Source organism: Glaciecola sp. SC05, assembly GCF_041380235.1.
Lineage (GTDB): Bacteria > Pseudomonadota > Gammaproteobacteria > Enterobacterales > Alteromonadaceae > Glaciecola.
This window is the reverse complement of the sequence record NZ_JBGIYY010000004.1, coordinates 57,798-82,870: the sequence shown is the minus strand read 5'-3', so window position 1 is coordinate 82,870 and position 25,073 is coordinate 57,798. Positions and strand designations below refer to the sequence as shown.

24 protein-coding genes are annotated in these 25,073 nt (G+C 44.0%); 6 read left to right on the top strand and 18 right to left on the bottom strand.

From position 1 onward, the window contains the following. Positions 1 to 2 precede the first annotated feature (2 nt). Positions 3 to 1,223, top strand: a complete 1,221-nt coding sequence (locus AB9H30_RS05065; RefSeq protein WP_371193556.1) for a lytic murein transglycosylase — start codon at positions 3 to 5, stop codon at positions 1,221 to 1,223. A gap of 88 nt (positions 1,224 to 1,311) precedes the next feature. On the opposite strand, the gene phbB is transcribed toward AB9H30_RS05065, so the two are convergent. Both phbB and AB9H30_RS05055 read right to left on the bottom strand, forming a co-directional pair. Continuing rightward, the gene (gene phbB / locus AB9H30_RS05060; protein WP_371193555.1) at positions 1,312 to 2,034 is read right to left on the bottom strand and encodes an acetoacetyl-CoA reductase; all 723 of its coding nucleotides are present in this window, start codon (positions 2,032 to 2,034) and stop codon (positions 1,312 to 1,314) included. Positions 2,035 to 2,181: 147 nt separating this feature from the next. After that, the gene (locus AB9H30_RS05055; protein WP_371193554.1) at positions 2,182 to 2,418 is read right to left on the bottom strand and encodes a hypothetical protein; all 237 of its coding nucleotides are present in this window, start codon (positions 2,416 to 2,418) and stop codon (positions 2,182 to 2,184) included. A gap of 56 nt (positions 2,419 to 2,474) precedes the next feature. Here AB9H30_RS05055 and purU point away from each other — a divergent pair, with 56 nt between their 5' ends. Next, a complete protein-coding gene (gene purU / locus AB9H30_RS05050; RefSeq protein WP_371193553.1) occupies positions 2,475 to 3,323 on the top strand; it encodes a formyltetrahydrofolate deformylase in 849 nt (282 codons plus the stop codon). Positions 3,324 to 3,363: 40 nt separating this feature from the next. Here purU and AB9H30_RS05045 read toward each other — a convergent pair whose 3' ends face one another. Next, the gene (locus AB9H30_RS05045; RefSeq protein ID WP_371193552.1) at positions 3,364 to 4,668 is read right to left on the bottom strand and encodes a 3-deoxy-D-manno-octulosonic acid transferase; all 1,305 of its coding nucleotides are present in this window, start codon (positions 4,666 to 4,668) and stop codon (positions 3,364 to 3,366) included. A gap of 275 nt (positions 4,669 to 4,943) precedes the next feature. On the opposite strand from AB9H30_RS05045, the gene AB9H30_RS05040 reads away from it, so the two are divergent. Continuing rightward, positions 4,944 to 7,853, top strand: a complete 2,910-nt coding sequence (locus AB9H30_RS05040) for a sigma 54-interacting transcriptional regulator (RefSeq protein WP_371193551.1) — start codon at positions 4,944 to 4,946, stop codon at positions 7,851 to 7,853. Between the two features lie 208 nt (positions 7,854 to 8,061). Here AB9H30_RS05040 and AB9H30_RS05035 read toward each other — a convergent pair whose 3' ends face one another. Both AB9H30_RS05035 and AB9H30_RS05030 read right to left on the bottom strand, forming a co-directional pair. After that, on the bottom strand, positions 8,062 to 11,325 hold the full coding sequence (locus AB9H30_RS05035) for a two-component regulator propeller domain-containing protein (protein WP_371193550.1): 3,264 nt from the start codon (positions 11,323 to 11,325) through the stop codon (positions 8,062 to 8,064). Positions 11,326 to 11,439: 114 nt separating this feature from the next. Next, positions 11,440 to 13,344 carry a S8 family peptidase gene (locus tag AB9H30_RS05030; RefSeq protein WP_371193549.1) on the bottom strand — a complete coding sequence of 635 codons (1,905 nt, stop codon included), beginning with the start codon at positions 13,342 to 13,344 and terminating at the stop codon, positions 11,440 to 11,442. A gap of 307 nt (positions 13,345 to 13,651) precedes the next feature. Here AB9H30_RS05030 and AB9H30_RS05025 point away from each other — a divergent pair, with 307 nt between their 5' ends. After that, on the top strand, positions 13,652 to 14,461 hold the full coding sequence (locus AB9H30_RS05025; protein ID WP_371193548.1) for a PDZ domain-containing protein: 810 nt from the start codon (positions 13,652 to 13,654) through the stop codon (positions 14,459 to 14,461). A gap of 51 nt (positions 14,462 to 14,512) precedes the next feature. Here AB9H30_RS05025 and AB9H30_RS05020 read toward each other — a convergent pair whose 3' ends face one another. Together AB9H30_RS05020 and AB9H30_RS05015 are read right to left on the bottom strand one after the other, a co-directional pair. Continuing rightward, positions 14,513 to 15,373: a spondin domain-containing protein gene (locus tag AB9H30_RS05020; protein WP_371193547.1), complete on the bottom strand. Its 861-nt coding sequence runs from the start codon at positions 15,371 to 15,373 to the stop codon at positions 14,513 to 14,515. Between the two features lie 14 nt (positions 15,374 to 15,387). Continuing rightward, positions 15,388 to 16,227 (bottom strand): spondin domain-containing protein, encoded by an 840-nt coding sequence (locus AB9H30_RS05015; RefSeq protein WP_371193546.1) that lies wholly within the window; start codon positions 16,225 to 16,227, stop codon positions 15,388 to 15,390. A gap of 226 nt (positions 16,228 to 16,453) precedes the next feature. Between AB9H30_RS05015 and AB9H30_RS05010 the strand changes: the two genes are divergently transcribed. Next, positions 16,454 to 17,251, top strand: a complete 798-nt coding sequence (locus AB9H30_RS05010; protein ID WP_371193545.1) for a thioredoxin family protein — start codon at positions 16,454 to 16,456, stop codon at positions 17,249 to 17,251. Positions 17,252 to 17,320: 69 nt separating this feature from the next. Here AB9H30_RS05010 and rpsQ read toward each other — a convergent pair whose 3' ends face one another. The 11 genes from rpsQ to rpsJ are packed head-to-tail and all read right to left on the bottom strand — an operon-like array spanning position 17,321 to position 22,253. Next, positions 17,321 to 17,581: a 30S ribosomal protein S17 gene (gene rpsQ / locus AB9H30_RS05005; RefSeq protein WP_371193544.1), complete on the bottom strand. Its 261-nt coding sequence runs from the start codon at positions 17,579 to 17,581 to the stop codon at positions 17,321 to 17,323. Continuing rightward, complete coding sequence (gene rpmC / locus AB9H30_RS05000; RefSeq protein WP_371193543.1) at positions 17,581 to 17,772, bottom strand: 50S ribosomal protein L29; 192 nt, start codon at positions 17,770 to 17,772, stop codon at positions 17,581 to 17,583. The genes rpsQ and rpmC overlap by 1 nt, the downstream gene beginning before the upstream one ends. Further along, positions 17,772 to 18,185 carry a 50S ribosomal protein L16 gene (gene rplP, locus AB9H30_RS04995; RefSeq protein ID WP_371193542.1) on the bottom strand — a complete coding sequence of 138 codons (414 nt, stop codon included), beginning with the start codon at positions 18,183 to 18,185 and terminating at the stop codon, positions 17,772 to 17,774. The genes rpmC and rplP overlap by 1 nt, the downstream gene beginning before the upstream one ends. A 2-nt stretch (positions 18,186 to 18,187) precedes the next feature. Then, positions 18,188 to 18,889, bottom strand: coding sequence for a 30S ribosomal protein S3 (gene rpsC / locus AB9H30_RS04990; RefSeq protein WP_371193541.1), 702 nt, complete (start codon positions 18,887 to 18,889; stop codon positions 18,188 to 18,190). A gap of 9 nt (positions 18,890 to 18,898) precedes the next feature. Further along, positions 18,899 to 19,231, bottom strand: a complete 333-nt coding sequence (rplV, locus tag AB9H30_RS04985; RefSeq protein WP_371193540.1) for a 50S ribosomal protein L22 — start codon at positions 19,229 to 19,231, stop codon at positions 18,899 to 18,901. A gap of 10 nt (positions 19,232 to 19,241) precedes the next feature. Then, positions 19,242 to 19,517, bottom strand: a complete 276-nt coding sequence (gene rpsS / locus AB9H30_RS04980) for a 30S ribosomal protein S19 (RefSeq protein WP_010179506.1) — start codon at positions 19,515 to 19,517, stop codon at positions 19,242 to 19,244. A 15-nt stretch (positions 19,518 to 19,532) separates the two neighbouring features. After that, positions 19,533 to 20,357 (bottom strand): 50S ribosomal protein L2, encoded by an 825-nt coding sequence (gene rplB, locus AB9H30_RS04975; RefSeq protein WP_371193539.1) that lies wholly within the window; start codon positions 20,355 to 20,357, stop codon positions 19,533 to 19,535. An 11-nt stretch (positions 20,358 to 20,368) separates the two neighbouring features. Further along, entirely contained in the window at positions 20,369 to 20,668 is a 300-nt protein-coding gene (gene rplW / locus AB9H30_RS04970) for a 50S ribosomal protein L23 (RefSeq protein WP_371193538.1), read from the bottom strand. After that, positions 20,665 to 21,270: a 50S ribosomal protein L4 gene (gene rplD / locus AB9H30_RS04965; protein WP_371193537.1), complete on the bottom strand. Its 606-nt coding sequence runs from the start codon at positions 21,268 to 21,270 to the stop codon at positions 20,665 to 20,667. Before rplD ends, rplW begins: the two co-directional genes overlap by 4 nt. 14 nt (positions 21,271 to 21,284) lie before the next feature. After that, positions 21,285 to 21,923, bottom strand: coding sequence for a 50S ribosomal protein L3 (gene rplC, locus AB9H30_RS04960; protein ID WP_371193536.1), 639 nt, complete (start codon positions 21,921 to 21,923; stop codon positions 21,285 to 21,287). A gap of 18 nt (positions 21,924 to 21,941) precedes the next feature. Beyond that, positions 21,942 to 22,253: a 30S ribosomal protein S10 gene (rpsJ, locus tag AB9H30_RS04955; RefSeq protein WP_008845776.1), complete on the bottom strand. Its 312-nt coding sequence runs from the start codon at positions 22,251 to 22,253 to the stop codon at positions 21,942 to 21,944. A gap of 660 nt (positions 22,254 to 22,913) precedes the next feature. On the opposite strand from rpsJ, the gene AB9H30_RS04950 reads away from it, so the two are divergent. Then, positions 22,914 to 25,058 carry a GspE/PulE family protein gene (locus AB9H30_RS04950; RefSeq protein WP_371193749.1) on the top strand — a complete coding sequence of 715 codons (2,145 nt, stop codon included), beginning with the start codon at positions 22,914 to 22,916 and terminating at the stop codon, positions 25,056 to 25,058. Positions 25,059 to 25,073: the final 15 nt, after the last annotated feature.

The window sequence follows — 25,073 nt, the reverse complement described above, 5'->3', positions numbered from 1 at the left end:
TTTTGAAACGTTTTCCTCTCATTGCACTCATCACTTTTTGTTCTGTCGCAAGCTTTGTTAGAGCAGATGAGCTGCAGCAGTATATCGAACTGCAGCGACAAGCCTTTTCAACATGCCTGACGGAAAAAGCACAAGCAGCGCTAGAGGCAGGCGTGAGTCAAGCTCGCATTGATAATGAGTTTTCAAATCTTAACTTTGTTCCTCGCGTAATTGAATTAGATCGTTCGCAACCAGAATTTGTGTCCACCTTCCCTGACTATTTTAGCAAGCGAGTCAATCAGTGGCGTATTGATAAGGGCCGCGAAAAGTTTCAAATCTATCGCGAGTTTTTGAATGAATTAACTGAAAAGTATGGGGTACCTGGACACTACATTATTTCATTTTGGGGACTAGAAACTAACTACGGTGGCTTTAAAGGCACAATGTCTACACTGGATTCGCTCGCAACTCTTGCATGCGAGCCACGCAGAGCGACGTTTTTTACTCAAGAATTATTTTTAGCCCTTAAGTTAATGGATCGAGAAAATCTCAATAAAGCACAAATGCAGGGTTCTTGGGCAGGAGCGATGGGCCATACTCAGTTTATGCCAACCGCGTACACCAATTATGCCATCGACGGCGATAATGATGGCATTGTGAACTTATGGGAAAGTGAAAAAGACGCGCTCGCGTCAGCCGCCCACTTTTTATGGAAGCTTGGCTGGACGCCAGGCTTACGTTGGGGTCGCGAAGTATCCCTACCCGAAGGCTTTGACTACAGTTTAGCCGGTCAAGCATCACGTCCTATTGCAGAGTGGAACTCCTTAGGTGTCACAAAAACAGACAATACACCTTTGGGCGACATAGATATCCCCGCGAAACTGTTGATACCTGCCGGCGCCAGTGGTCCAGCATTTCTGACATACGGGAACTTTAGAACCATACTGCGCTGGAATAATTCTGAGTTTTACGGGATCGCTGTGGGCCAATTGGCAAACCGTATTATTGGCGGTGCCGCTATAGTGGCACCATTGCCGGATTTACCAAAGTATAGCATTGCACAAATGGCTGAAGTGCAGCGCAATCTAAACTCACTGGGTTTCGATGTAGGCGGAGCTGACGGTATTATTGGACCCGCTACCCGTTCTGGCCTGAGGGCCTTTCAAGCCAGTAATGCGCTTGTACCCGATGGTTTCCCTTCGCCAGAAACTGTTGAATTACTTCGAAGCCTAGCTAAGCAATAGTAATAAAAAAATGCAGAGCCCATAACAGGTCTGCATTTTTTATTTTCAAGACTATCAACACATGAAGCCTAGCGGATAACAGCAGGCTTTAGTACATATGCTGGCCACCGTTGATAGACAGTGTAGAGCCAGTAATAAAACCAGACTCATCATCTACTAAAAACGCAACGCTGTTAGCGATGTCTTCAGGCTTACCTAAACGACCAACCGGGATGGTTTTAATGATTTTTGCGAGCACTTCTGCTGGTACTGCTCGCACCATATCGGTATCAACGTATCCCGGAGCAATCGCATTAACAGTAATCCCTTTACCGGCACCTTCAAGTGCTAAGGCTTTTGTAAAGCCATGGATACCCGATTTAGCCGCCGCATAGTTCACCTGACCATACTGACCAGCTTGTCCGTTTACCGAGCCTACATTGATAATACGTCCGAATTCTCTGTCGCGCATGCCTTCAATAACAGTTCTACAGGTATTAAAACAAGACGCTAAATTGGTCTGGATGACTGCGTCCCATTGCTCGAAGCTCATACGATGCATAGTGCCATCTCGAGTAATACCAGCATTATTAACTAATACATCCACTGGCCCATAGGTACTTTCAATATCAGCGACGCCCTGCTTAACCGCTTCAAAATTTGAAACATCAAATTTTACTGCAGGAATGCCAGTGCGCTCGGTGAACTCAGCGGCCTTTGCGTCATTACCGCCATAGTTAGCGACAACTATATAACCTTTATTTTTTAACGTGGTACAGATGGCCTCACCGATTCCTCGAGTGCCGCCTGTGACTAATGCTACTCTTGCCATAACAATTTATCCTTTTAATGTACGAAATAACGAATATTGCAGCAGTTATAACGTGTCTACATGACAGGTGTTATGAGACTTTAGTAGATTAATAAAACAAGCACACAACTGATTGATGTAAATCAGTCTTTAAATCTATTTTATTGCTCAGGCAGAAAATATAGTCACTTGCAGTGCTTCAGGTCCGGTTTCAAGAACTTTTTGTAAATCATTGTCGGTAAAACCTGCATTGGTCAAGGTGGTATACGCAATTTGTCTGGCGATAAAGGTTTGAGTCGTGTCACAATAGGTGAGTAACGCTTTTTCAATATATGTATTCATATTGTTAGTATTGGTATTTGTGGGTGTTCTAATAAAAGCAAAATTCACGCCTGAGTGTTTCAATACCCCTTGGAAAAGCCTTAGTACATTGATTTATATACAAATTGGAGTAAAGCTTTTTGTCTTCGTCTATTCGTCTTATCATTGACTGCCCCGACCAAGTCGGATTGGTTGCCGCCGTATCGGAGTTTCTTGCCGCTCATCAAGTTAATATTTTAGAAGCAAGCCATCATACTGATATGCAACTTTGTCGATTTTTTATGCGCCATGAAATAGATGCCAATTCTCTCACTGTGAATATCGATACTTTAAAAGAGTCATTCTCCAGCTTAGCTGAACAATATGATATGAATTGGTCAATGATGCATTCCGAACAAAAGCGCAAAGTCGCTTTGCTTGCTAGCCATGAATCACATTGCTTGAACGATGTGCTTCATCGTTGGCACAGCGGCGAATTACATTGCGATATATCGTGCATTATTGCTAATCACAAAAGCATGCAGCAATACGCAGATTGGTATCAAGTACCATTTCACTACGTGGACTTTGCTGATAAAAAAGAAGGCTTTCAACAAGTAGAGTCATTATTAGAGCATTACCACATTGATTTAGCCGTGCTTGCCCGATTTATGCAGATTCTGCCGGAAGATCTATGTGAAAAATATGCTGGTCGGATCATGAATATCCATCATAGTTTCTTGCCTTCTTTTGCTGGTGCTAAGCCCTATCAACAGGCATACGACAGAGGCGTCAAATTAATCGGAGCAACCTGTCATTATGTGACCTCAGATTTAGACGAAGGGCCTATAATCGAGCAAGAGGTTATGCGCATCAGCCATAGCGACAGTTCACAAGATATGGTTCGCAAGGGTAAGCGTTGCGAAGTTAACGCCTTGGCCAACGGCATACGCTATCACCTTGAAGATAGAGTCATTATTTGCCAGCACAAAACCGTGGTCTTTGCTTAGCGATATTTAATATATCAAGCCAGCATCCTTGCTGGCTGTTTTATAACAAGTCGGTGACCTGTTGATAAGTCATTTCTACCGCACCGCGATTATTAAGCAACACCGCTAAACCAGCCTGACCCTTTGCTTCGTTGATATTAGCATCGAGTAGCAAGTCCTTTAGCCTCTCAAAACACTGTTCTTCACTTTCAATCAAGTCCAAAGACCCCTGTGCCTTCAACATTTCGACAATTCCAGGATTATTAAAGATGCTGGTACCCATCACCATAGGTTTTGCATACATTGCGCACTCCAAAGCATTATGGCCGCCTTTTTGCGCGATGCTGCCACCAATAAAAGCCTGAGAACATATACAGTAACAGGCTTTCAACCAGCCCATCTGATCAACAACTGTCACTTGGGCTTGGGCCCTATCATCATCACTTAAGCGCGTGACAGTCAACCCCGTGGCCTTCGCAATCAGATAAACATCATCAAAACGATGAGGGTGTCGAGGCACGAGTATCAATCGCAGAGTAGGAAAGTTGGTGAGTAACTTTGCAAACACATTTAATACAAACTTTTCTTCCGGCTCATGGGTGCTGGCTGCCAACCAAATTGGCCCATCACCGAATCCATATTTATCTTTCAGCAACGTCGCTTTTACTTCGTCATCTTGACTAGGCTCTATGTCAAATTTCATATTTAAAGTCAGTTTCAACTGGGGTTTGTACACACCCATTTTTGTGAAGTTGTCATAAGAGCTTTGGCTCTGTGCACAAATAACATCAAATTGTCTGAGTGCAGGGCGCAGAAGAAAGCTTAACTTCTGATACATCGGCAGTGACTCATCTGACAATCGCGCATTTATCAAGCACAGGGGGATGTCTCGTTTTACACATTGATGAATCATATTTGGCCAAATCTCAACCTCCGTCACGAGCACTAATTTAGGCTTAAGCTTGTTAAAAAACGAATGCATGAAAAATGGAATATCTATGGGTAAAAACAAATGCTGTACAGAGTCTTTGTAAAGAGTATAGGCATGCATTGCGCCAGTAGTAGAGGTAGTGGTTACCGTGATCGGGAGTTCTGGGAAATTTTCTTGTAATCTATTGACCAACTGCACAGAAGCATTCAATTCTCCCATCGAAACACAGTGCACTAAAATACCTCCGCCGCTTAGTTTCGTAGGCACACAACCAAAGCGTTCGTTGAACTTTCGAGGCTGGCCTGAGTAGTTTGGATCCATCCTTAGCTTTTTCTTAAACAGCAACAAAAGTAGCGGTAGACAGGCTATTAAAAACAATGAATACAACCAACGATATAGTGTCTGCGCGAAGGTTTCTTTTTTGTGGGCCATCATTCGCTTTTTACCACTACAAGGCTTGATTGTTTGCGAGGGAAGCAGACACATCCATTGGCAATGGGATAAGCGCGATGCTATACATCGATTGCAATACAATCAGAATAGCAGTCAAACCTGTATTGGATAACACGTTTTTTTGCTCCTTTTTTTGGCCTTGAATAGAGGTGCCTTGATAACTGCACAGCATAGTATAAATAGGGTCTTTTTACTAAGTAAAATAGACTCTTAGCCGATAACTTTCCTATAAATCCCCGACTGTTGACACGTTTTCATTGAGTATAAAACTGACAAAACAGGCCACTGAGCAATTGCTGCAAAGCATTCGTTTATTAACGGATAGTGACTATTTGCGTGTTAGTGGGCTAGAGCAAAAGGATCATGAACGCCTTGAGATCGGTGATTTAAGCGTTGCTTTACTCACAGTCCAGCAACGCCAAGCGGAAGAATTTGCAGTGGAATCAGCGTTCTTTGTTGAACAACTGTCGATTGCGCTATCCGTGTCCAACAAACAGCGCATGCTAATATGCATACATAAGCACACTAGTGAACAAGGTAAGCAACAGCGCAGACAAACAATTATTCAAACTAAACAAGAGCGACAAATTGAAATAGAACTCTTAACCGAGCAGGTCTTTCCGAATTGGTTGTTGAACCTTGCACACTCAGAAAACAGCCAGATAAACACAAGAGAACAACAGCAACTTTTACATTTATGCGCATGTTTATATACCAGCACAAGTGTATTTGCTCAATTTCAAGGTCTGACCGTAGATAGTTTGACTAAACTGCAAAGCAGAAACGCATTGCAGCGAACGGTGGATGAGAATATCACCTCCTCTGGCATGAATCTTTGCATGATCCACTGCCGAGATTTTCAAATCGTTAATCGAAAATTTGGTCAAGCAAAGGGTGATCAAGTGCTCAATGAAATTGCGACAATTATCAACCAGCAGACGCGTTTGGGCGATCAAGCCTGCCGTTTTGGCGGTGCGCTATTTGGTATTGTTAGCGATGCAAATAGCGTTGATGAAGGACTCAAGCTCGCGCAAAAACTGCAAACTGAGTTGCACAACCGGCCCTATTTAAAAAATGCCATTCGTTTGTCTTTCAATGTTGGCGTTGCTCACATTACGGCCGAAGACTGTGTTGGTGAAGACGCCTCCCCTTCTAGCATTATGATCAGCCGAGCTGAACAAGCACTTAAGGCAGCTCAAACCTCAGATAAACCTAGCATTGTGCATTGGGAAGCAGACAAATTTAAATATGACGAACAAGATTTTAATTATATCGGCGGAATTTTTACACCCGATAATGTAACTAACTATCGGAACATGTTGTTGCTCTGGGATATTTCATCGATAATCGCTGATGAACACGAGTTTGCACGTCTATTGGTTAACGTCGTTGAAAGGTTAGCGTATACCTTTGAGTTTAGCGCTGCTGGAATTATTTCAGATGATCAATACAGTCCATTTGAACAAGCCATTTCAGTTTCACAAATGGCCGATATTTCGCCACTCAATATTAAAAGTACCACGTTTGAAAAAGATCTTCGCAAGCTTAGCAAAGATGCTATTGAAAACGGCAGACACGTTGAGTATCAAAATGAACAAGAGCGTTTTCTATTGGTGCCATTAGGCGCCGAACTAAATGCCTGCTTCTTTTTAGTCGGTCAAGAACAAACTCTCGACTTAACCCACGACTCGGTAATGCTGTTCGCGGGGTTTGCAAGACAAATTGGTAAAGCGCTCAAACGCAGCCAATTAGAAGACGAACTAAATCGTAATTTAGAGCAGCAAAATGCACAACTGGCTGAAGAGCTGAACACAATAAAGACTGGTTTAAAGTCAAGTGCTTTAGTCTATCGTTCAGAAAGTATGCAAACTATTATGAAGCAAACTCAGCGAGCGGCACAAACCGATACTACCATACTGGTTACTGGCGAAAGCGGCACCGGTAAAGAGAAGCTGATTCATGCGATCCACAATCTTAGCCCTAGAAATAAAGCGCCTCTGGTGATTGTTGACTGTGGCTCGATTCCTGAAACTCTCATCGAGTCTGAACTTTTTGGCTATGTAAAAGGCGCATTTACCGGTGCACAAAGTCATACGGTGGGTAAAATTCAAGCGGCAGATGGCGGCATCATTGTGTTGGACGAAATCGGCGAATTACCAATGTCTATGCAGCCAAAGCTTTTACGTTTTGTGCAAGAGAAGCACTTTACTCCCGTAGGCAGTAATAAGGCCATATCAGTAGATGTAAAAATTGTTGCTCTAACTAATCGAGATCTGCAAAAAGAAGTGCAAAGAGGCGCATTCAGACAAGATCTATATTTCAGATTAAATGTAGTAACGCTCCATAATCCGCCTCTTCGCGACAGACTTGAGGACTTAGAATTACTTTCTCAACACTTTTTAAGTAAATTTGCCAATCAGTTTGAGACCACTCGTAAGTACTTGAGCCCGCAAACCCTCGCAAAAATGCATGCTTACCACTGGCCCGGCAATATTCGTGAGCTAGAAAATAAGCTAATGCAGGCTAGCTTAATGTGCCAAGGTAATGAAATCCTATTTGACGACATTAATATTCAGATATATCAAGAGGCCGAGCGCGAAACTAGCAATGGCCAAAATCTGCATGAAATATCTAAAAATACCATCGAGCATTACGAGCCTGAACTTGGAGATGTGGCTCAACAGCAGACTACCGCACTAAATGACGAGATACCCGCTACTATGGGGAAATTGGATGGTGAAGATTGGCTCCAGGCTTACAACCAAGCCATCGATTCTCTGCTCAAACAGATATATGCATCCCACGAGTACTATCAGTCTGAGATAGGTACGTGGATTGAAATGAGCCTGTTTCAGCTCACATTTCAGCAGTGCAGAACTAATAAACTGATTGCCAGTCGTTTACAAATTCCCATAAGTACCGCTAGGCGCAAGGCAAATAAAGCCGAATCATTTACGATTGAGGCTTATCCACCCGCATGGGCCACAGTTGCTGAATTGCTGAAAAGTATTGCGTCGGGCCAGGTCAGCTTAGCGAAACCTTTAGACACTTTAAAGCTGCGTTTACTGGCTATGATTTTACGACAGGGCTCAGGTAATATGACGCATGCCGCGCAACTGCTTGGGGTGAGTGAGCCAACATTATATAAATTGAAACGTTCTCTATAGGCTAAGGCAGATATAAATATCTACATTTTATTACGTGATTCTTTCTTTAAAGCCCTCAAATATTCGCCCACAGTTATCAATCCTCTTAAGTACCTCTAAGATTATTTAAACCCATTCTTTGATAATAACTTGTGCAAATTAAGGTTATTTACATAAAAACCAGCAAGGCGCTGGTTTTTTTTGCTGTGTCCGCTATAGCCGTGCAACGCTATTCAGATTCATGTCGCAGGACACGAACATCAGAGCTAGAAATTGCCGCTTCTAACTTTTGATTTAGGGCATTCATGGTGCTAAACGGCACCGAATGTTCTGCTTGAACAATACCCGACCAAGTGTTGCGTCCATTGTCTTTAGACATATAAAGCGCCTTATCAGCGAGTAAGTGGACTTGCTCCCAACTGACCGAGTCTGGAGAGTGATGACTAAATGGATACAGAGAAAATCCAATAGAGCAAGATAAATGCATACGCTGCGCTAAACCGATATCAAAACCATGTTTCATGATCGTTTTTCGAATCGCATCTGCAAGGGCGGTTACCTCTGATTCATCGTCGATTTCGCCGATAACGACAAACTCATCGCCGCCCCAACGAATAACCGTGTCGGTCATGCGACAGACTTCGTTCAGCAAGTGGGCAACTTGTTGGATCATCTTGTCACCTGCGTCATGCCCATAGGTATCATTAATAGGTTTAAATCCGTCCAAATCAAACATCAGAAAAAATAAGCGTGGTCCTGAATGATGTCTGGCAGATTGCAGCTCGATAGCGTTGGTAAATTTTTCGTAGACTTCTTTGAATTTATCTTCGATAACATCGAATAAATAACGCCTGTTAAACAAGCCCGTAAGTTGATCGGTAATACTTGCTCTATGTAGCTGTTCATTGGCCTGGCTTAGCTCTTGCGTGCGATTACTAACCTCGAGTTCAAGTGATTCTCTATACAGACTTTGCGCGTGCATTTTGTTTTGATAGTAACGATATAGCGAATAAATAAATAGAATAATTAGGACCGCATAAAGTGCATACGCATAAGGCGAGAACCAAGGTGCAGGATGCACAATAAGGCTGATTTTCGCGCTATCTTCATTCCAAACTCCATCGCTGTTTGCCGACATCACTTCGAATGTGTAACGACCCCCTGGCAAGTTGGTGTAAGTCGCCGTTCTAGACTCACGGCTATCAATCCAATTATCATCAAATCCAATCAGTCTATATCGGTAGCGGTTGTCTTTTGGGGAGGTGAAGTCTAAGCCTGCAAATTCAAAGCCAATTAGATAATCTATATGAGTGATTTCAATTTGGTTTTGCTCGTTAATAACATCAGGTATATAGAGTTGTGTATTGAGTCGATTAAATGACGTAATAACCGTTTTGGGCTTGTGGGTGCTTGGTTGAATTTCAGATGGCATAAACGTGGTAACTCCCGACGGTCCGCCAAACATCAGCATGCCTGAATCGGTTTTATGATAGGCACCGGAGTTAAACTCACTGCTTTGTAAGCCTTGAGCCTGCGTGAAGTTCTTAATTTTCATGGTCTGAGGATCAAGACGAGTCAAGCCTCTGTTGGTGCTCAGCCATAACATCCCTGAATCATCTTCAAGAATGCCATAAACAACATTACTGGGCAGCCCTTCTTGTTGCGTAATTCTAGTAAATCGAATATTTGCAGCATCTCTGTCTTCTTTACTCAATAAATTTAAGCCACCGCCCTGAGTACCAATCCAAATATTATGATTGGAATCTTCAAGAACTGACCAGACAGAGTTTGAACTTAGGCCGCCGGGATTGTCCGGCTCCGATTGAATACGAAATACCGTTTCGGTATTGGGGTTTAAAATCGAGACCCCATTATCCCAAGTGCCTAACCATAGCAAACCGTCAGAACTTTCATAAATAGACATGACGCGATCACTGCTGATTGAATAGAGATCTGTTGGATCGTGTTTGAAGGTCGTAAAATTTTGTTGCTCCGGATGGAACTTGCTAATTCCACCTTCAAAAGCGGAAATCCACAAGGTCCCGTCTGATGCTTCTTTAATGGCCGTAATCCCATTTGATTGCAGCGCATTGGGATTTGAAGTGTCGGCTTTAAAATGCGTAAAGGTCTTATTCTCTAAATCGTAATAGCTTAAGCCGCTGCCGCGATAGCCTAGCCATAGCTTACCGTCGCTTGCTTGCTTAGCCGACATAACTGAATTGCTTTTGAGGCTATTAGGATTGGATTGGTCAGCGCGGAAAGACTCAACATCGCCAGTTTCAGGATCAATAAAATCTAAACCTTGATAACTACCCACAAGATGTCTGCCGTCTTGCAGCGCATTTACTAGGGTAATATTGTTTCCAGATAGGCGCTTGCCTTCTGGTGCATATAGCGAATACTGATCAAATTGCGTGGTCGAAATGTTCCACTTGTCTACGCCTTTAAATGAACCCACCCAAAACACACCCGAGCGATCAATCATGATGCTAATCACCATGTTATCTGAGATTGAAAACTTGTTGGTATCACTACTGACCATTGCATCAACTTTGCCATTTGAGTAATAGACCAAGCCATCAGAACTAGCAAACCAAATAGTACCGTTGTCGTCCTCGATAATATCGATTACCGAAGTCTGTGTTATGCCTGGGATCTTAACCACCGCTTCTTCCATATTTTCAGACTTTTGCGCAGTAAAATCTAAGCGATAAACACCTGCACTATTGGTACCAATCCAAAGCTTATGATGGGAGTCAATAAACAGCGAACGAATGCGCACGGTTTTTAACTTACCATCCACATAAAATTGCGGGACCACTTTAACCAAACGCTCAGATTCACCGTCAAAACGGAATAGACCATTCTTTTCAGAGCCAAGCCAAAATGCACCGGTGAGGTCCATTACCACGTCATACGCTTCAATCGATTCACCTTCATCGTTTGCAAAATTGTAGTGCTTAAAGCGATTTTCATTTTCAATAAACTTATTTAGGCCTTTGCGTGTCGCAACCCAAATCACACCCTTACTATCTTTCCAAACATCACGTACAACCTCATCGTTAATGCCTTGCCCGTCTTCAGATGTATTGAATTGCTCAAAGCGACGGGTGTTAGGATCGTAACGATTCACGCCACTGCGTGTGCCAACCCAGAGCTTATTGTTATTGTCTTCAACAATTGCGTTGATCCATGAAGATGAAAGCGATGTTTTATCACCAAAGATTTGATTAAATGTTTCAATTCTATAGCCATCGTATCGGTTAAGGCCCTCCTGCGTACCAAACCAAATAAAGCCAGTACTGTCCTGAAAAATAACGTTAATATTTTGATTTGACAAACTGTCGGCAACTTCCAATTTTTGAAATCTAGCATTATCTATTGCTGCGAATGCCACGTTACCTTGAATCAACGCCACCATCAAACACAGGTACGCTGTTTTGAGGGAGAGGAGGAACACTCTTGGTATTTGGGCTGTTATCTTCCAATTCATTTGGCTACCAGTTTATTTTCTACAATCGATGCTTATTAGCAAGGTATCGGCATTACCTAGTAATTTATTAAAAAAAAGGCCGCTTAAATTAAGCGGCCTTTATAGCTTTGCATTTTATTGCCAAACACTTTCGTCAATCGTAATTTCTGCGTTCGGGTCGATAGGTGGCAAGTTGCCTACCTCACTTTCAATGGCCATCATGCCTTCTCCCCAGTGTGAACCCTCCAAGCCCATGGTTCCTTCCATCCAATGAGCACCTTCTAGACCTACTCCGCCTTGCGTCCAGTGTGAGCCCTCAAGACCCACTTGGCCAGCAGTCCAATGCGCGCCTTCTAATACTAAATCACCAGTGCTCCAATGCGCTCCTTCTAAACCCATCATGCCTTGTGCCCAGTGTGAACCCTCAAGGCCCATTGTCCCTTGCAACCAATGCGAACCCTCTAAGCCAATATTACCTACTGTCCAATGTGAGCCTTCTACAGCGATATCGCCAGTAGACCAATGAGAACCTTCGGTCAATACCCCACCAGAAGGTAAAAGAATCTGAAGTTCGCCTGAAGGGGCTTTTACCACAGGGCCAAAGAAATGTTTAATACCCATAAGATCTTGTACGATGTTCAGCCCCTGATTGGCACAGTCACTCGCCTGGCTCATTACTGCATCATACGCGTTCACTATACCTGCACCTTGCTTAAACGGACTGAACGCTAAGTTGCCATTTACTTTCGCAGCTTTTGCAGTTGCTACGATTTTACATTTTACGTTGTCGGGCGTTATAAACGGGTCGTTTTGAATAATTAGCGCTGCCACGCCAGCAACAACAGCAGAGGCCTGTGACGTTCCTGATATTTCAGAATAATCGATACCGGTCGCACTTTTACGCATTGCTTTGGCAATCAATGAGCCTTGCATTTTCACCGCGATGCGAGCACCTGGCGCCACAATCTCAGGCTTTACAAAACCTTCATAGGTGGGGCCTTTTGAAGAAAATGAGGTCACGCGATCATCAGCCGGGTCAAATGGTGTGTAATTGTCTGTTGTTGCACCCACGGTTATTACGTAAGGGTTGTTGCCCGGTACCGAAATCCCCATGTCTTTACCGTTGTTTCCTGCAGATGTTACGACCACTATGCCAGCATCCCATAAACGCATAACTGCTTGATTAATAGGGTCTTGCCAATATCTTGATTGTACCTCAGCACCTAAAGATAGATTCACGACTCTTATGTTGTATTGATAGCGGTTCACAAAAATCCAATTTAACGCATCTAAGACCTTTGAATAGCTGCTTTCTCCCTTGTGATTAAATGCTTTTACTGGCAGCAAATTCACATCTGGTGCAATGCCGTTGAACTTATTATTTTCTGACATCAAGCTGTTCGCAATAATGTTAGATACATGCGTACCATGCCCGTTTTGGTCGTCATTAAACCTAAAATTAACACGACTAGTAAATGCATCGTATTTAACCGGGATACGAACGCTGCCACTAGTATTTCTGAATAGATTGGCACCAATGTTACCACCAAAATTTGCACCGCTGTCTACTACCGCCACGGTTACGCCTTGTCCAGTTAGACCAATATCGTGTAATTTGTCGGCATTGACGTGACGCGCAATATGATTGTCTATTTTGTTTTTCTTCGCCGTGCTCGACACCATAAAGTTAAAGACTGAGTTTCCATTCATAGTGAGAACTTGGCGATCGTCTTGCACTCTAACGTTGCCCAGTTGTTTGATTTTTTCTGCCTGTTTTGGAGTAAGCACAGCGCTGATCGCATTGATGATAGGGAATTCTCTACTAACATTTCCGCCTACCTTTTCTACTACCGCAGCCAAATTCTCTGAATCTGTTCCCTGTATAATATAAGACTTCGGCTCTTGAACCTCATGCCCAATTAGTAATGCTGCATCGTCAAACCGCACGTTGCTTGTATCTCCAAGTCCAACTGCGCCTACAGCAATTCCGCCGGTAATAGCACTTAAAGCGATTAAGAACGTGCGATTAAATGATTTCATATAATTGTACTCCAGTTCAAAAACAAATGAGCGCGTCTCGGACGCTGCTCAGTATAGATATAAAGCATAGTTAGCACTATATATGCCAACTTTTAAATGAATTTAACATATTGATTTTATTGAATTTATTATTATTTATTTAATTATGAAAAATGTGAACAAAATAATGAATGAATAAACTGTTCTATTTATTCATATTTTTAGTTAATTTTTTATTCGTTCATTTTTTAAGTTCAATTTTTACCGACTGAGTTGAGCTAAAATAATATGCAGACGCGCCGATACACCTTCTGATAAAGGAGCACACATGCAGAATCGACTGACTTCTATTGTTTTACTCTTAGGATTGCTTGCGGCGGTCGTCTATTCTGTTGTGACCTTAGACCAAAGCATTAGTAGTGATCGTACTGATAAAGCAGACACACGAGCGTTCAACTTAAACGGCGCTGGAAGGGCAGATAACCGAGCCATCGAATATCAAGCTTACGAACCAGTAACATCACGCCCATTGCAAAATACTGCTAAGCAAGATCAAGAACTGACTCCGGCTTTGCCGATTGTTATACAGCTCAAAGGAATCGAAGTCTCGGCAGGCGCCGCAAAGTGTTTGTTGGAATCTGCTGGCATACTAGGTGAGTTTGAGGTGGGTGATCTCTTATACGATAGACCTATTCAACTACTCGACATACTTAGCAATAGTGTTATTCTTGGCTTCGAAAACCATACATACGAAATCGTTCTAAGCGGTCCTAATCTGCTTGAACAAGCGCTACCACAAACACATTCTGAATTGCTCGGTATGCCTGTAGATAAAATTGGCAACCGTCCACAAATTGTCGAACATTTTGTTCAGCTTACTCCAACGCCCTTTATTGCCGACGGGATGCTAGCAAGCCCTGGTATCAACCCTGACTTATTTGCACAAGCAGGTCTTAAAGAAGACGATGTGATCACTACGATAAATGGCAAGAGCGTCACCCTTGCAGATGAATTTGAAGAGCTTCAACGGACCATGCGTTATGCAGATACCTTAGTCATCACAGCGATGAGGAAAGGTCGCGTAATCACGCTGTATTTAGACATTCCCTCTGAAGCACTAACTCTCAAAAGGCAATAGCACATAAAAACGACACTTCCGTGTGTCGGGGTAAAAGCAAACATTACTGATTTATCTTGTGCGGGTGACCAATACTCTCGCACTAGGGTTATCAAATTTATCACTTTGATCAAGCACAGATGTCGGCAGGCCCTCACGACTCGGATCATTTGCATTCGCACTAGTCACCACACCTGCATGGATCCTGACGGCGTCAACCAAATCGTCTCTCGCCGCAGCGAAACCGGCTGCGGCACCACCGCCCCCGGCATTAGCCGCAGCAGGCCCAGGCATCGAATCAGCCGTTTCGGTGTTTAACTCAGTACCAGCATCCCATGTTGGCAACGTAATGATCATCGATTGTCCAACTGCTAAATTACTGATATCCGTGCTGTCGACACCCGCAAAAGCGTCGTTAGTATCCACTAGCATACTTGCGACAGTGAGGCGCAGATTATCCGCATCGAGAACCGGTACAATTAGGGTGACGATATCGGTGCTCATACCGGGCATCAAAATACCGCTACTAGAGACCGCATCTAAGTACTCTACCGCATCTGAGGCCTCATTGATAAACATGCTAGGGTCACCGCCTTCAGCTAGCACTTCCAAGCCTAAGGTAGCTGAGTTTGCTGCCGAGAATGCATGGAAATTTGGTTCGTGTGCAATAAAAGCAGTGGGTGCCATGGGTTGACCGTGAGTCAGGTTCAGCATAGTCAAGTTATAAGCGGCTACCCCCGATTGCGGTCCTTCTGGACCGGTTGGCCCAGTTGGCCCAGTTGGCCCAGTTGGTCCTGTTGGTCCTGTTGGTCCTGTTGGTCCTTGTTCACCTTGAGGGCCTTGTGGCCCAACTGCCCCGTCATCGCCGCTGCAACCCGCCAATAAAGCTAACGATGCAGTCATTGCCAATATTTTAACATTAAAATATTTCATATATTCACCCCTTATTAAGCGCTTGGAACCACAATAGTTACTCTAGCAACAGGGTTTAACCAACGATGCACTGTGGAATTTAAATCACTGGCACCATCGGTAGCCGATGTATCTCCTAATGTATTACGATGAATGTGCACAGGGCCGTCGGTACCGTCAATAACTTCATTTGCACCAATGCTAGTGCCGTCAGCACTTTCTCCTACGGTGACCGCTACTCCTGTCCCACCCACACTCATGCTCGGCGCGATAGGGGGGGCACCCGCTCCTGCAACACCGGGCGCAGCGTATCCCCCTAACGCGGTACCGCCTACGCCAGTAATATCCGTTCGAGTACTGTTGAGTTCATCATTGAGCTCCGTGCCCGCATCGTAGGCATTTAAATAGTAGTGATATGTGCCTGGAGTGGTGGGAATTTCAATACTGTCTAATCCCACAAATGCATCGTTAGTCGGTATTAGCATTGAAGCAATTGATAATAGTGGCTTGTCCATCGTGTCAAATGGGTAACTAAGAGAGGTAGCGGGTGGCACTAGTCCACCAAAACGGTGCCAAGTATTGGAGCCGTTATCCGTATCCGCTGGGCCCAATAAGGCTTCAAAGTTTTGACCCGATGACGCGGGCTCTTGAGCATCGTCAATGACACCTGCCTCAGCTAACCATGCTAAAGCTGATGATGCAGTAGTGCCGACTTCGAACACGTCAGCCGCATCTGTATGAGCCACAACTAGGCGTGGCGTAAAATAGTTACCTTGCGTAAGGTTAGTGATGGTTATGTTAAGTTCTACAGCCTGCGCAATGGATACTGAGCCAAGCACTAGTGCGGTAAGGGCTGCTATTTTCGTAATCTTCATTTAAGTTTCCTCGTTGTGTTTATTTGTTTAGATAACGAGAACAACTGTAAATGTCATTTATCACTAAAGTGTCACATGTTCTTAACATTTCAATTTTATAGCGGGCACATGAAGCGGATGTTCAGTTTCAAATCAGTTTGTAATTGCGCTAGCACTGCAGGCATAATGATATGAAACAATCACGCTAAAACCAAAACAAACAACTGCGCACAAGGAATTTCAGCATATGCAAGTAACTAAGCAACCAGCTAAGACTATTCACTCTATCCTATGCTTAATAATGATAGTCCTGCTTAGTGCATGCGCCACACAGCATCATGGAAATAAGCAAAGTGTTTACCTTGAATCCAAAACGCCTATGCAAGACGTGCAAAACGCATTGGTCAAAGCAGCGAATAACGATCGCTTATTGCTAATAGTAATGGGAGCACAATGGTGTCATGACAGTCGCGGATTGGCCGAGAATTTTGCAAAGTCAGAACTTGCGAGCATTATCACCCAACACTATGAATTGATTTACATTGATGTGGGCTATTACAAAGACTTAAGAGAGATAAGCAGTCGTTTTGGGCAAGCACACTACTTTGCAACACCTACGGTAATGGTCATTGACCCAGTGTCTGAGACCTTACTAAATGCAAAAGACCTAGCGATTTGGGGCAGCGCTGATTCGGTGCCATTTAATACATATCTAGAGTATTTTGAACGCTATGCCAAGCTTGATAGCGTAAATTTACCCAAGGCGGATGCTAATATTTTAGCAGAACACATACTGACGATACTCGACTTCGAAAGTAGGCAAGCTGAACGGCTGCAATATGCATATGGCATATTAGTACCCGATATGATTCGAGAGGACCTCTCTGGTCAGATCAATGATGAATTTACCAAGCGATGGATTGCTGTAAGAGACTATAGAATGCAGCTCCAAAAAGATATTCTTTCGCTATATCAACAGGCTATAGACTCGCCCAATGCTGAACTACTGCTGCCCGACTACTTGCCTTTTGACTGGGAAAAATAGCCGTTTAAATACAAAAAAGGCGCAAACCTTTCGGAAAGCGCCTTTTAAATATGTAAAAGCAAACTCGAATTAATCGATGCGAGCTTTTTCCACTACGTCAACTAACGTCCAATTTTTGTTCTTAGACAAAGGACGGCATTCAGAAATAGTAACTAAATCGCCTTCATTGCACACGTTAGCTTCGTCGTGGGCGTGCATTTTAGTTGAACGCTTAATAAACTTCCCATAGATTGGGTGCTTAACAAAACGTTCGACTACAACCGTAATGGTTTTATCCATTTTGTTGCTGCTTACACGGCCTTGTACTGTACGAATTTTCTGTTCAGTCATTACGAATCAGCCTTCTGAGTTAAAATAGTTTTAACACGTGCGATGCTGCGACGTACTGTTCTAAGCTGGTCAGTTTTTTCAAGCTGGCCTGTAGAGTGTTGCATGCGCAAGTTAAACTGCTCTTTGAGCAAGCTTAGCAATTCTGCATTTAACTCTTCTACATTTTTTTCTTTAAGTTCAGTCGCGTTCATTACATCACCGTCCGAGTTACAAAGGTTGTCTTAAACGGCAATTTAGCTGCAGCCAATTCAAAGGCTTCGCGCGCTATAGATTCAGGAACACCTTCCATCTCATACAACACACGACCCGGCTGAATTTGGCAGACCCAATATTCAACGTTACCTTTACCTTTACCCTGACGCACTTCTAGAGGCTTCTGAGTAATTGGCTTGTCAGGGAAAACTCGTATCCAAATTTTACCTTGACGCTTAACATGACGAGTCATAGCTCGACGTGCCGCTTCGATTTGGCGAGCAGTCATACGACCACGGCCAATAGCTTTTAAGCCGAAAGTGCCGAAGCTTACTTTGCCACCTGCAACAGCAAGACCACGGTTACGACCTTTATGCTGTTTACGAAATTTCGTACGCTTTGGTTGTAACATGATTAGCCCTCCCGCTTAGCGTTACGGCCTTTCTTCTTAGGTGCAGGAGCTGGTTGCTCTTGAGTAAGTGGTAAACCACCTAACACTTCACCTTTAAAGATCCAGACTTTAACGCCAATGATCCCATAAGTGGTCAATGCTTCAGATGTCGCGTAATCGATGTCTGCACGGAATGTATGCAAAGGTACACGACCTTCACGATACCACTCTGCACGAGCAATCTCGGCGCCACCTAAACGGCCACTTACTTGAACTTTAATACCTAATGCACCTAAACGCATTGCGTTTTGTACCGCACGCTTCATCGCGCGACGGAACATAACACGGCGTTCTAGCTGACTAGAGATTGAATCTCCAACTAGCTGCGCATCAAGTTCAGGCTTACGCACTTCCGCAATATTTACTTGAGCAGGCACACCGGCTAGCTTAGTAATATGATTGCGAAGTTTTTCTACGTCTTCACCTTTCTTACCAATAACCACACCAGGTCGAGCGGTGTGAATAGTCACACGGATACTTTTCGCTGGACGCTCAATCACAATCTTAGAAAGTGAGGCGTTTTTTAGTTGTTTCGTCAAATACTGACGAACTTCGTGGTCACCGTATAAATTGTCGGCATACTCTGCTGTATTCGCGTACCAGGTCGATGTCCATGGCTTGCTGATACCCAGGCGTATACCGGTAGGATGAACTTTCTGTCCCATAATCTACTCCTAGTTATCCGCGACAATCACGGTAATGTGACTGCTACGCTTAAAAACACGATCAGCACGGCCTTTGGCACGTGGCTTAATACGCTTCATAGTTGGGCCTTCATCAACAAAGATTTTAGAAATCGATAATTCATCGATATCTGCACCTTCATTGTTTTCAGCATTCGCAATTGCTGACTCAAGAACTTTCTTGATTAGCGCGGCGCTTTTCTTAGGACTATACGTTAAAAGCTCTAGAGCTTTTTCGACGTGTAGTCCTCGAATTTGATCTGCAACTAAGCGTGCTTTTTGAGCCGACGTGCGAGCAAAACGGTGTTTAGCTAATGCTTCCATTTCTATCTCCTTAACGTTTGGCTTTCTTATCCGCGACATGGCCACGGTAAGTACGCGTAGGCGCAAATTCGCCCAACTTATGGCCGACCATCTCGTCACTGACAAATACAGGAACGTGCTGGCGACCGTTATGAACTGCAATGGTCAACCCAATCATATCTGGGATGATCATAGAGCGGCGAGACCAAGTTTTAATTGGTTTCTTGTCGCTCTTTTCCACTGCAGCCTCTACCTTCTTCAGCAAGTGCAGGTCAATAAAGGGACCTTTCTTGAGAGAACGTGGCATGGTGAATCCTCGCTTTTACTTGTTTCGACGACGTACGATAAGTTTATCAGTACGCTTGTTGCTTCGGGTTTTCTTACCTTTAGTAGGAACGCCCCAAGGTGTTACTGGGTGGCGACCACCAGACGTACGACCTTCACCACCACCGTGCGGGTGATCAACCGGGTTCATGGCAACGCCACGAACTGTTGGTCTAACACCACGCCAGCGGGTAGCGCCAGCCTTACCTAGTGAACGAAGCATGTGCTCAGCATTACCTACTTCACCGATAGTTGCACGGCAGTCAGCTAATACTTTGCGCACTTCACCCGAGCGTAAACGTAGAGTCACATATGTGCCTTCGCGCGCTAAGATTTGTGCATAGTTACCAGCAGAACGTGCAATTTGTGCACCTTTGCCAGGCTTCATTTCAATCGCGTGTACTGTTGAACCGACAGGCATGTTACGCATAGGCATAGCATTTCCTGGTTTAATCGGTGCATCAGAACCAGATTGGATTGCATCGCCTGCTTGAGCACCTTTAGGAGCTAAGATGTAGCGACGCTCACCGTCTGCATAAAGCACTAACGCGATATTGGCAGAGCGGTTTGGATCATATTCTAAACGCTCAATTTTGGCTGGAATGCCGTCTTTGTTGCGTTTAAAGTCAATGACACGGTAGTGTTGTTTGTGACCACCACCGATATGACGAACTGTGATACGACCGTTGTTGTTACGACCACCACTCTTGCTAAGTTTTTCTAGCAATGGAGCGTGAGGTGCACCTTTATGTAGGTCAGGATTAATTACCTGAACAACGTGACGACGACCAGCAGAAGTAGGTTTAGCTTTCAATAATGGCATGTCTAATCCCCTTACTCACCGGCACCGACGAAGTCGATGTCTTGGCCTTCTTTAAGTGAAACGTAAGCTTTCTTCCAATCGCTACGTTTGCCCATTTTCTGGCCATAACGCTTAGATTTGCCTTTGCAGTTAACAGTACGAACGCCTTCAACTTCCACTTCAAACAACATTTCAACTGCTGCTTTCACTTCTGCTTTGTTCGCGTCTTTTACTACTTTAAACACAAATGTATTTGCGCCTTCAGCTGCTAAGGTAGCTTTTTCCGAAACGTGAGGTGCAACAAGCACTTTTAATAAACGCTCTTGGTTCATGCTAATGCCTCCTCAAGTGCTTTCACTGCATCAGTAGTAATCAATACTTTTTCAAAAGCAATCAAACTTACTGGGTCAATGCCTTGAACGTCACGTACGTCTACTTTGTAAAGGTTGCGTGAAGCTAAGAACAAGTTCTCGTCAACTTCAGCCGTTACAATTAACACGTCTTTCAGTTCTAATTCATTTAATTTCGCTAATAAGTCTTTGGTCTTCGGTGCATCTACACCAAATTTCTCAACGACGATTAGACGATCTTGACGTACCAATTCAGATAGGATGCTTTGGATCGCACCACGGTACATCTTCTTGTTTACTTTTTGCTCGAAGCTGCGAGGTTTAGCTGCGAATGCACGACCACCACCAACCCAGATAGGGCTACGGATAGTACCAGCACGAGCGCGGCCTGTACCTTTTTGACGCCATGGCTTCTTACCACCACCGCGTACTTCTGCACGAGTCTTTTGCGCTTTAGTACCTTGACGAGCACCAGCACCATAAGCCACTACGACTTGATGCACTAGAGCCTCGTTAAATTCACGACCAAAAGTGGCGTCTGATACTTCAAGAGCGCCTTTGGCGTCTTTCAATGTTAATTCCATCAGTTCACTCCCAGTTACGCTTTAACAGCTGGTCTGACGATAACGTCACTACCAGGTGCGCCAGGTACGGCACCTTTGATTAATAAAAGGTTGTTTTCAGCATCTACGCGAACCACTTCTAAAGACATTGTGGTGATGCGCTTGTTACCAAGCTGACCAGCCATTTTCTTGCCTTTAAAAACTTTACCAGGTGATTGGTTTTGACCAATTGAACCAGGTGCGCGGTGAGATAGTGAGTTACCGTGCGTCATACGTTGGTGACTAAAATTCCAACGTTTGATTGCGCCAGCAAAACCTTTACCTTTAGATGTGCCTGCTACGTCCACTTTTTTGGTATCGTTGAAGATTTCAACAGTGATTTCACTGCCCACTTCCATATCGTTACCTTCACCGTCTTCAAGACGGAACTCCCACAAACCGCGACCAGCTTCAACGCCAGCTTTAGCAAAATGGCCAGCGGCCGCTTTGTTTACACGATTTGTTTTCTTGGTGCCAGCGGTAACTTGAAGTGCACGGTAGCCGTCAACTTCTTGAGTACGTAACTGAGTCACACGGTTGGGGCTCGCTTCAATAACAGTCACAGGGATCGAGACGCCATCTTCTGTGAAGATGCGTGTCATTCCCACTTTACGACCGATAAGACCAATCGACATTGTTATTACCCTCTCTTGTTAGCCTAGGCTGATTTGAACATCAACACCGGCGGCCAAGTCCAATCTCATCAAAGCATCAACTGTTTTATCAGTTGGTTCAATGATGTCTACTAAACGCTTGTGTGTGCGGATTTCGTATTGATCACGCGCGTCTTTGTTTACATGCGGAGAAACCAATACAGTGTAACGCTCTTTGCGTGTCGGCAATGGAATAGGACCACTCACCTGAGCACCAGTGCGCTTAGCTGTTTCTACGATTTCCGCTGTAGACTGATCGATCAACTTATGATCAAACGCTTTTAAACGAATACGAATTCTTTGATTTGGCATCGATTAAGCTCCAATCGAAAGAACAAAAAAATTCACCTTTTCACGCCTTTAACTTTCTTAAAAAAGTGGGCTGAAAAGATGTGCGTAAACCGGTGATCCCCAATCGGGATCCTGTTCATATGTTAGCGTGCTGTACTTAAGCTGTTATCTATATAAGCACTAACATGATGTTTTCTAAAGGAGTGACAAAGCACTGATTGACCTAGATAAACACCCACTAACTCTCCGTCTTTACAAAGCTTGCAATAGACAGTGGGCGCGAATTATACATGTATGGTTAGTTCATGCAAGCGCTTTATAACAAATCAGGCTGGCAAAGGGTTCAAAATATGCGGTTTAGCTTGGTTCTCTGCTGGGTATCATAAAGTTTGCAGGCGCTTCAATGATAGAACGCCCTAAGTTTGTCATTTTAAAGCCGCCAGAAATCGTAATGAAGTACTTCTAGTCAGTTTCAGAATATCTACTGCTTATATAGACTTATGTTCATATCAAGATTATTCATTTGACTATAATGTTCCCCAAAAAATAGCCGATACCTCCATATAAGTGGAATAATTTAGTACTTTAATTCAGGAAATATAAAAGTATATGTTCGACAGCGTCCCTAATTCACCGTTATTGCAAGCATTGCAGGCTCAGTTAAAAGAGTTTCCTAACTTAATGGCGGCTTATGAGAAAATAGAGCCTTTAATTTTGCAGGCTTTTGACGCGTCACGGATGTCGCTTTTCCAAAAACGAGCCCAACAGCAAGACCTTGTTGCTCGATTTAAAACCGGTCAAGAAACCAAAGAAATAAAAGTTCCTATTAGTCCGGCCTCTATCGCCGGTTATGTGGCAATGTCGCAACAACCATTGATTATTAACGACCCTTACAATGATGAACAGTTATCTAGCATCCATCAGCGGCTAAGATTTGATAAAAAGTTCGACCGCGCGAGTCAATTTAAAACCGAGACTATTTTGTGTATTCCTGTAATGAACGCAGGAGTGATGATGGGCGTCATGCAAATCATCAACAAAAAAGGCGGGAATTTTGATCACAATGACTTAGAAATGGGCATGCAAATTGCGGAGATGCTCGGCGATAAGTTTCGCTATGAGTTGGGCGGCACGAAAAATCCTTTCGATTATCTGGTGTTGCGAGGCTTAATTTCTGACGACACCGTACAAGAGGTCACAAAACTCCCTGACGTTCGCCAAACCGTTGCGAAATTAACATCCGAATATCGCATTGAAGAAAAAGACATTGGTAGCGCGCTTTCAGTGCATTACCAAGTACCATTTATTGATTACATACCTGATGTATATCATATGTATCAAAGCAACAGCCGATTGAATCTGTCATATCTCAAGCGCAATTTCGTCGCTGTTATTGCCGACGCGCATGAAAATGCGGTGGTATTAATGGCTGAGCCAAACAACGCCGCGCTGCTCATGGAAATCGAAAGTGCTCTGGGAATTGAAAGTTACGAAATTGCCGTGGGTTTACCTAAGCATATTCTCCAGTATTTAGGCGAAACCAGCGGCGGTAGCGGCCCAGGCGACATGGATGAAATCTTAGATGAAATCGGTACATCTAGTGACGACATTGAAGATGTAAACGACGACTTAGCCGAAGATGCACCCGCAGTCGTGCGCTTAGTAAGCAGAATATTACACGACGCGAAACGGTTAAACGCCTCAGATATTCATATCGACCCGGAAAAGGGTGCGCCTACTCGCGTGCGCATGCGGGTCGACGGTGTCGTTAGGGATATCAATCAAGTTCCTGCTTCACATCATAATGCCGTCATCGCTCGTATCAAAATTATGTCGAGTTTGAATATAGCTGAAAAACGTATACCGCAGGATGGCAAACTCGCTTTTAAGCTGTCAGGTCAAGCGGTAGAAGTCCGTGTCGCCACTATTCCAACCGTTGCTGGTGAAGGCGTGGTTATGCGGATACTCGCCACCGGCGGTGCATTACCAATCGAAAAAATGAACTTATCCCCTCGCAACATGGGGATGATTGAATCGATGATAAAAAAACCGCACGGTATTATGTTAGTGGTAGGGCCAACTGGTTCAGGTAAAACAACCACTTTGCATGCAATTTTGGGATATCTAAACACGCCCGACAAGAAAATTTGGACCGCTGAAGATCCAGTAGAAATAACTCAAGCTGGTTTACAGCAAGTGCAAGTAAGTCCCAAAATTGGGTTTACCTTTGCCAACGCATTGCGAGCTTTCTTGCGGGCCGACCCCGATATCATTCTCATCGGTGAGATGCGTGACAAAGAAACGGCTCACGCTGGGATTGAAGCGTCACTGACCGGTCACTTAGTATTGTCGACTCTGCACACCAACTCCGCGCCCGAAACCATCACTCGCTTGCTTGATTTAGGATTGGATCCAGTTAACTTTTCTGACGCTTGCGTTGGTATTTTAGCGCAGCGCTTGATTCGTACTTTATGTCCGAGTTGCAAAGAAGAATACCCGGCTTCTGAAGACGATATGGCCTTTTTGCAACGTCAGTATGGCGAAGAATACTTCGCGGAGCTTGGTTTGAGTGAGCAAGTAATGCTGCAAAAAGCGAAAGGATGTGATAATTGCGGTGATACTGGCTACAAAGGTCGGACCGGCGTCCATGAGCTGTTAAGTATGACCAACGAACTCCGCGCTATGGTATACAAAGAAGCGTCCGTGTCGGCTATGAAGGCCCAGGCCATGAATGATGGCATGCGCACACTAACTCAAGACGCGGTATTAAAAGTCTTAAAAGGCGACACTGATATTACCCAAGTTCAAATACTTGGTGGTCACTAACTTGTTAGGGTAGCG

Excerpts from the sequence above, each read along its gene's own strand:
- rplW (WP_371193538.1), bottom strand. The coding sequence starts at position 20,668 with ATGAACCAAGAGCGTTTATTAAAAGTGCTTGTTGCACCTCACGTTTCG.
- rpsS (WP_010179506.1), bottom strand. The coding sequence starts at position 19,517 with ATGCCACGTTCTCTCAAGAAAGGTCCCTTTATTGACCTGCACTTGCTG.
- AB9H30_RS05020 (WP_371193547.1), bottom strand. The coding sequence starts at position 15,373 with ATGAAATATTTTAATGTTAAAATATTGGCAATGACTGCATCGTTAGCT.
- rpsQ (WP_371193544.1), bottom strand. The coding sequence starts at position 17,581 with ATGACTGAACAGAAAATTCGTACAGTACAAGGCCGTGTAAGCAGCAAC.
- AB9H30_RS05045 (WP_371193552.1), bottom strand. The coding sequence starts at position 4,668 with ATGATGGCCCACAAAAAAGAAACCTTCGCGCAGACACTATATCGTTGG.
- AB9H30_RS05030 (WP_371193549.1), bottom strand. The coding sequence starts at position 13,344 with ATGAAATCATTTAATCGCACGTTCTTAATCGCTTTAAGTGCTATTACC.
- AB9H30_RS04950 (WP_371193749.1), top strand. The coding sequence starts at position 22,914 with ATGGCGGCTTATGAGAAAATAGAGCCTTTAATTTTGCAGGCTTTTGAC.
- rplD (WP_371193537.1), bottom strand. The coding sequence starts at position 21,270 with ATGGAATTAACATTGAAAGACGCCAAAGGCGCTCTTGAAGTATCAGAC.
- rpsC (WP_371193541.1), bottom strand. The coding sequence starts at position 18,889 with ATGGGACAGAAAGTTCATCCTACCGGTATACGCCTGGGTATCAGCAAG.
- rpmC (WP_371193543.1), bottom strand. The coding sequence starts at position 17,772 with ATGAACGCGACTGAACTTAAAGAAAAAAATGTAGAAGAGTTAAATGCA.
- rplC (WP_371193536.1), bottom strand. The coding sequence starts at position 21,923 with ATGTCGATTGGTCTTATCGGTCGTAAAGTGGGAATGACACGCATCTTC.
- AB9H30_RS05035 (WP_371193550.1), bottom strand. The coding sequence starts at position 11,325 with ATGAATTGGAAGATAACAGCCCAAATACCAAGAGTGTTCCTCCTCTCC.
- rplP (WP_371193542.1), bottom strand. The coding sequence starts at position 18,185 with ATGTTACAACCAAAGCGTACGAAATTTCGTAAACAGCATAAAGGTCGT.
- rplV (WP_371193540.1), bottom strand. The coding sequence starts at position 19,231 with ATGGAAGCATTAGCTAAACACCGTTTTGCTCGCACGTCGGCTCAAAAA.
- AB9H30_RS05015 (WP_371193546.1), bottom strand. The coding sequence starts at position 16,227 with ATGAAGATTACGAAAATAGCAGCCCTTACCGCACTAGTGCTTGGCTCA.
- phbB (WP_371193555.1), bottom strand. The coding sequence starts at position 2,034 with ATGGCAAGAGTAGCATTAGTCACAGGCGGCACTCGAGGAATCGGTGAG.
- AB9H30_RS05010 (WP_371193545.1), top strand. The coding sequence starts at position 16,454 with ATGCAAGTAACTAAGCAACCAGCTAAGACTATTCACTCTATCCTATGC.
- AB9H30_RS05025 (WP_371193548.1), top strand. The coding sequence starts at position 13,652 with ATGCAGAATCGACTGACTTCTATTGTTTTACTCTTAGGATTGCTTGCG.
- rpsJ (WP_008845776.1), bottom strand. The coding sequence starts at position 22,253 with ATGCCAAATCAAAGAATTCGTATTCGTTTAAAAGCGTTTGATCATAAG.
- rplB (WP_371193539.1), bottom strand. The coding sequence starts at position 20,357 with ATGCCATTATTGAAAGCTAAACCTACTTCTGCTGGTCGTCGTCACGTT.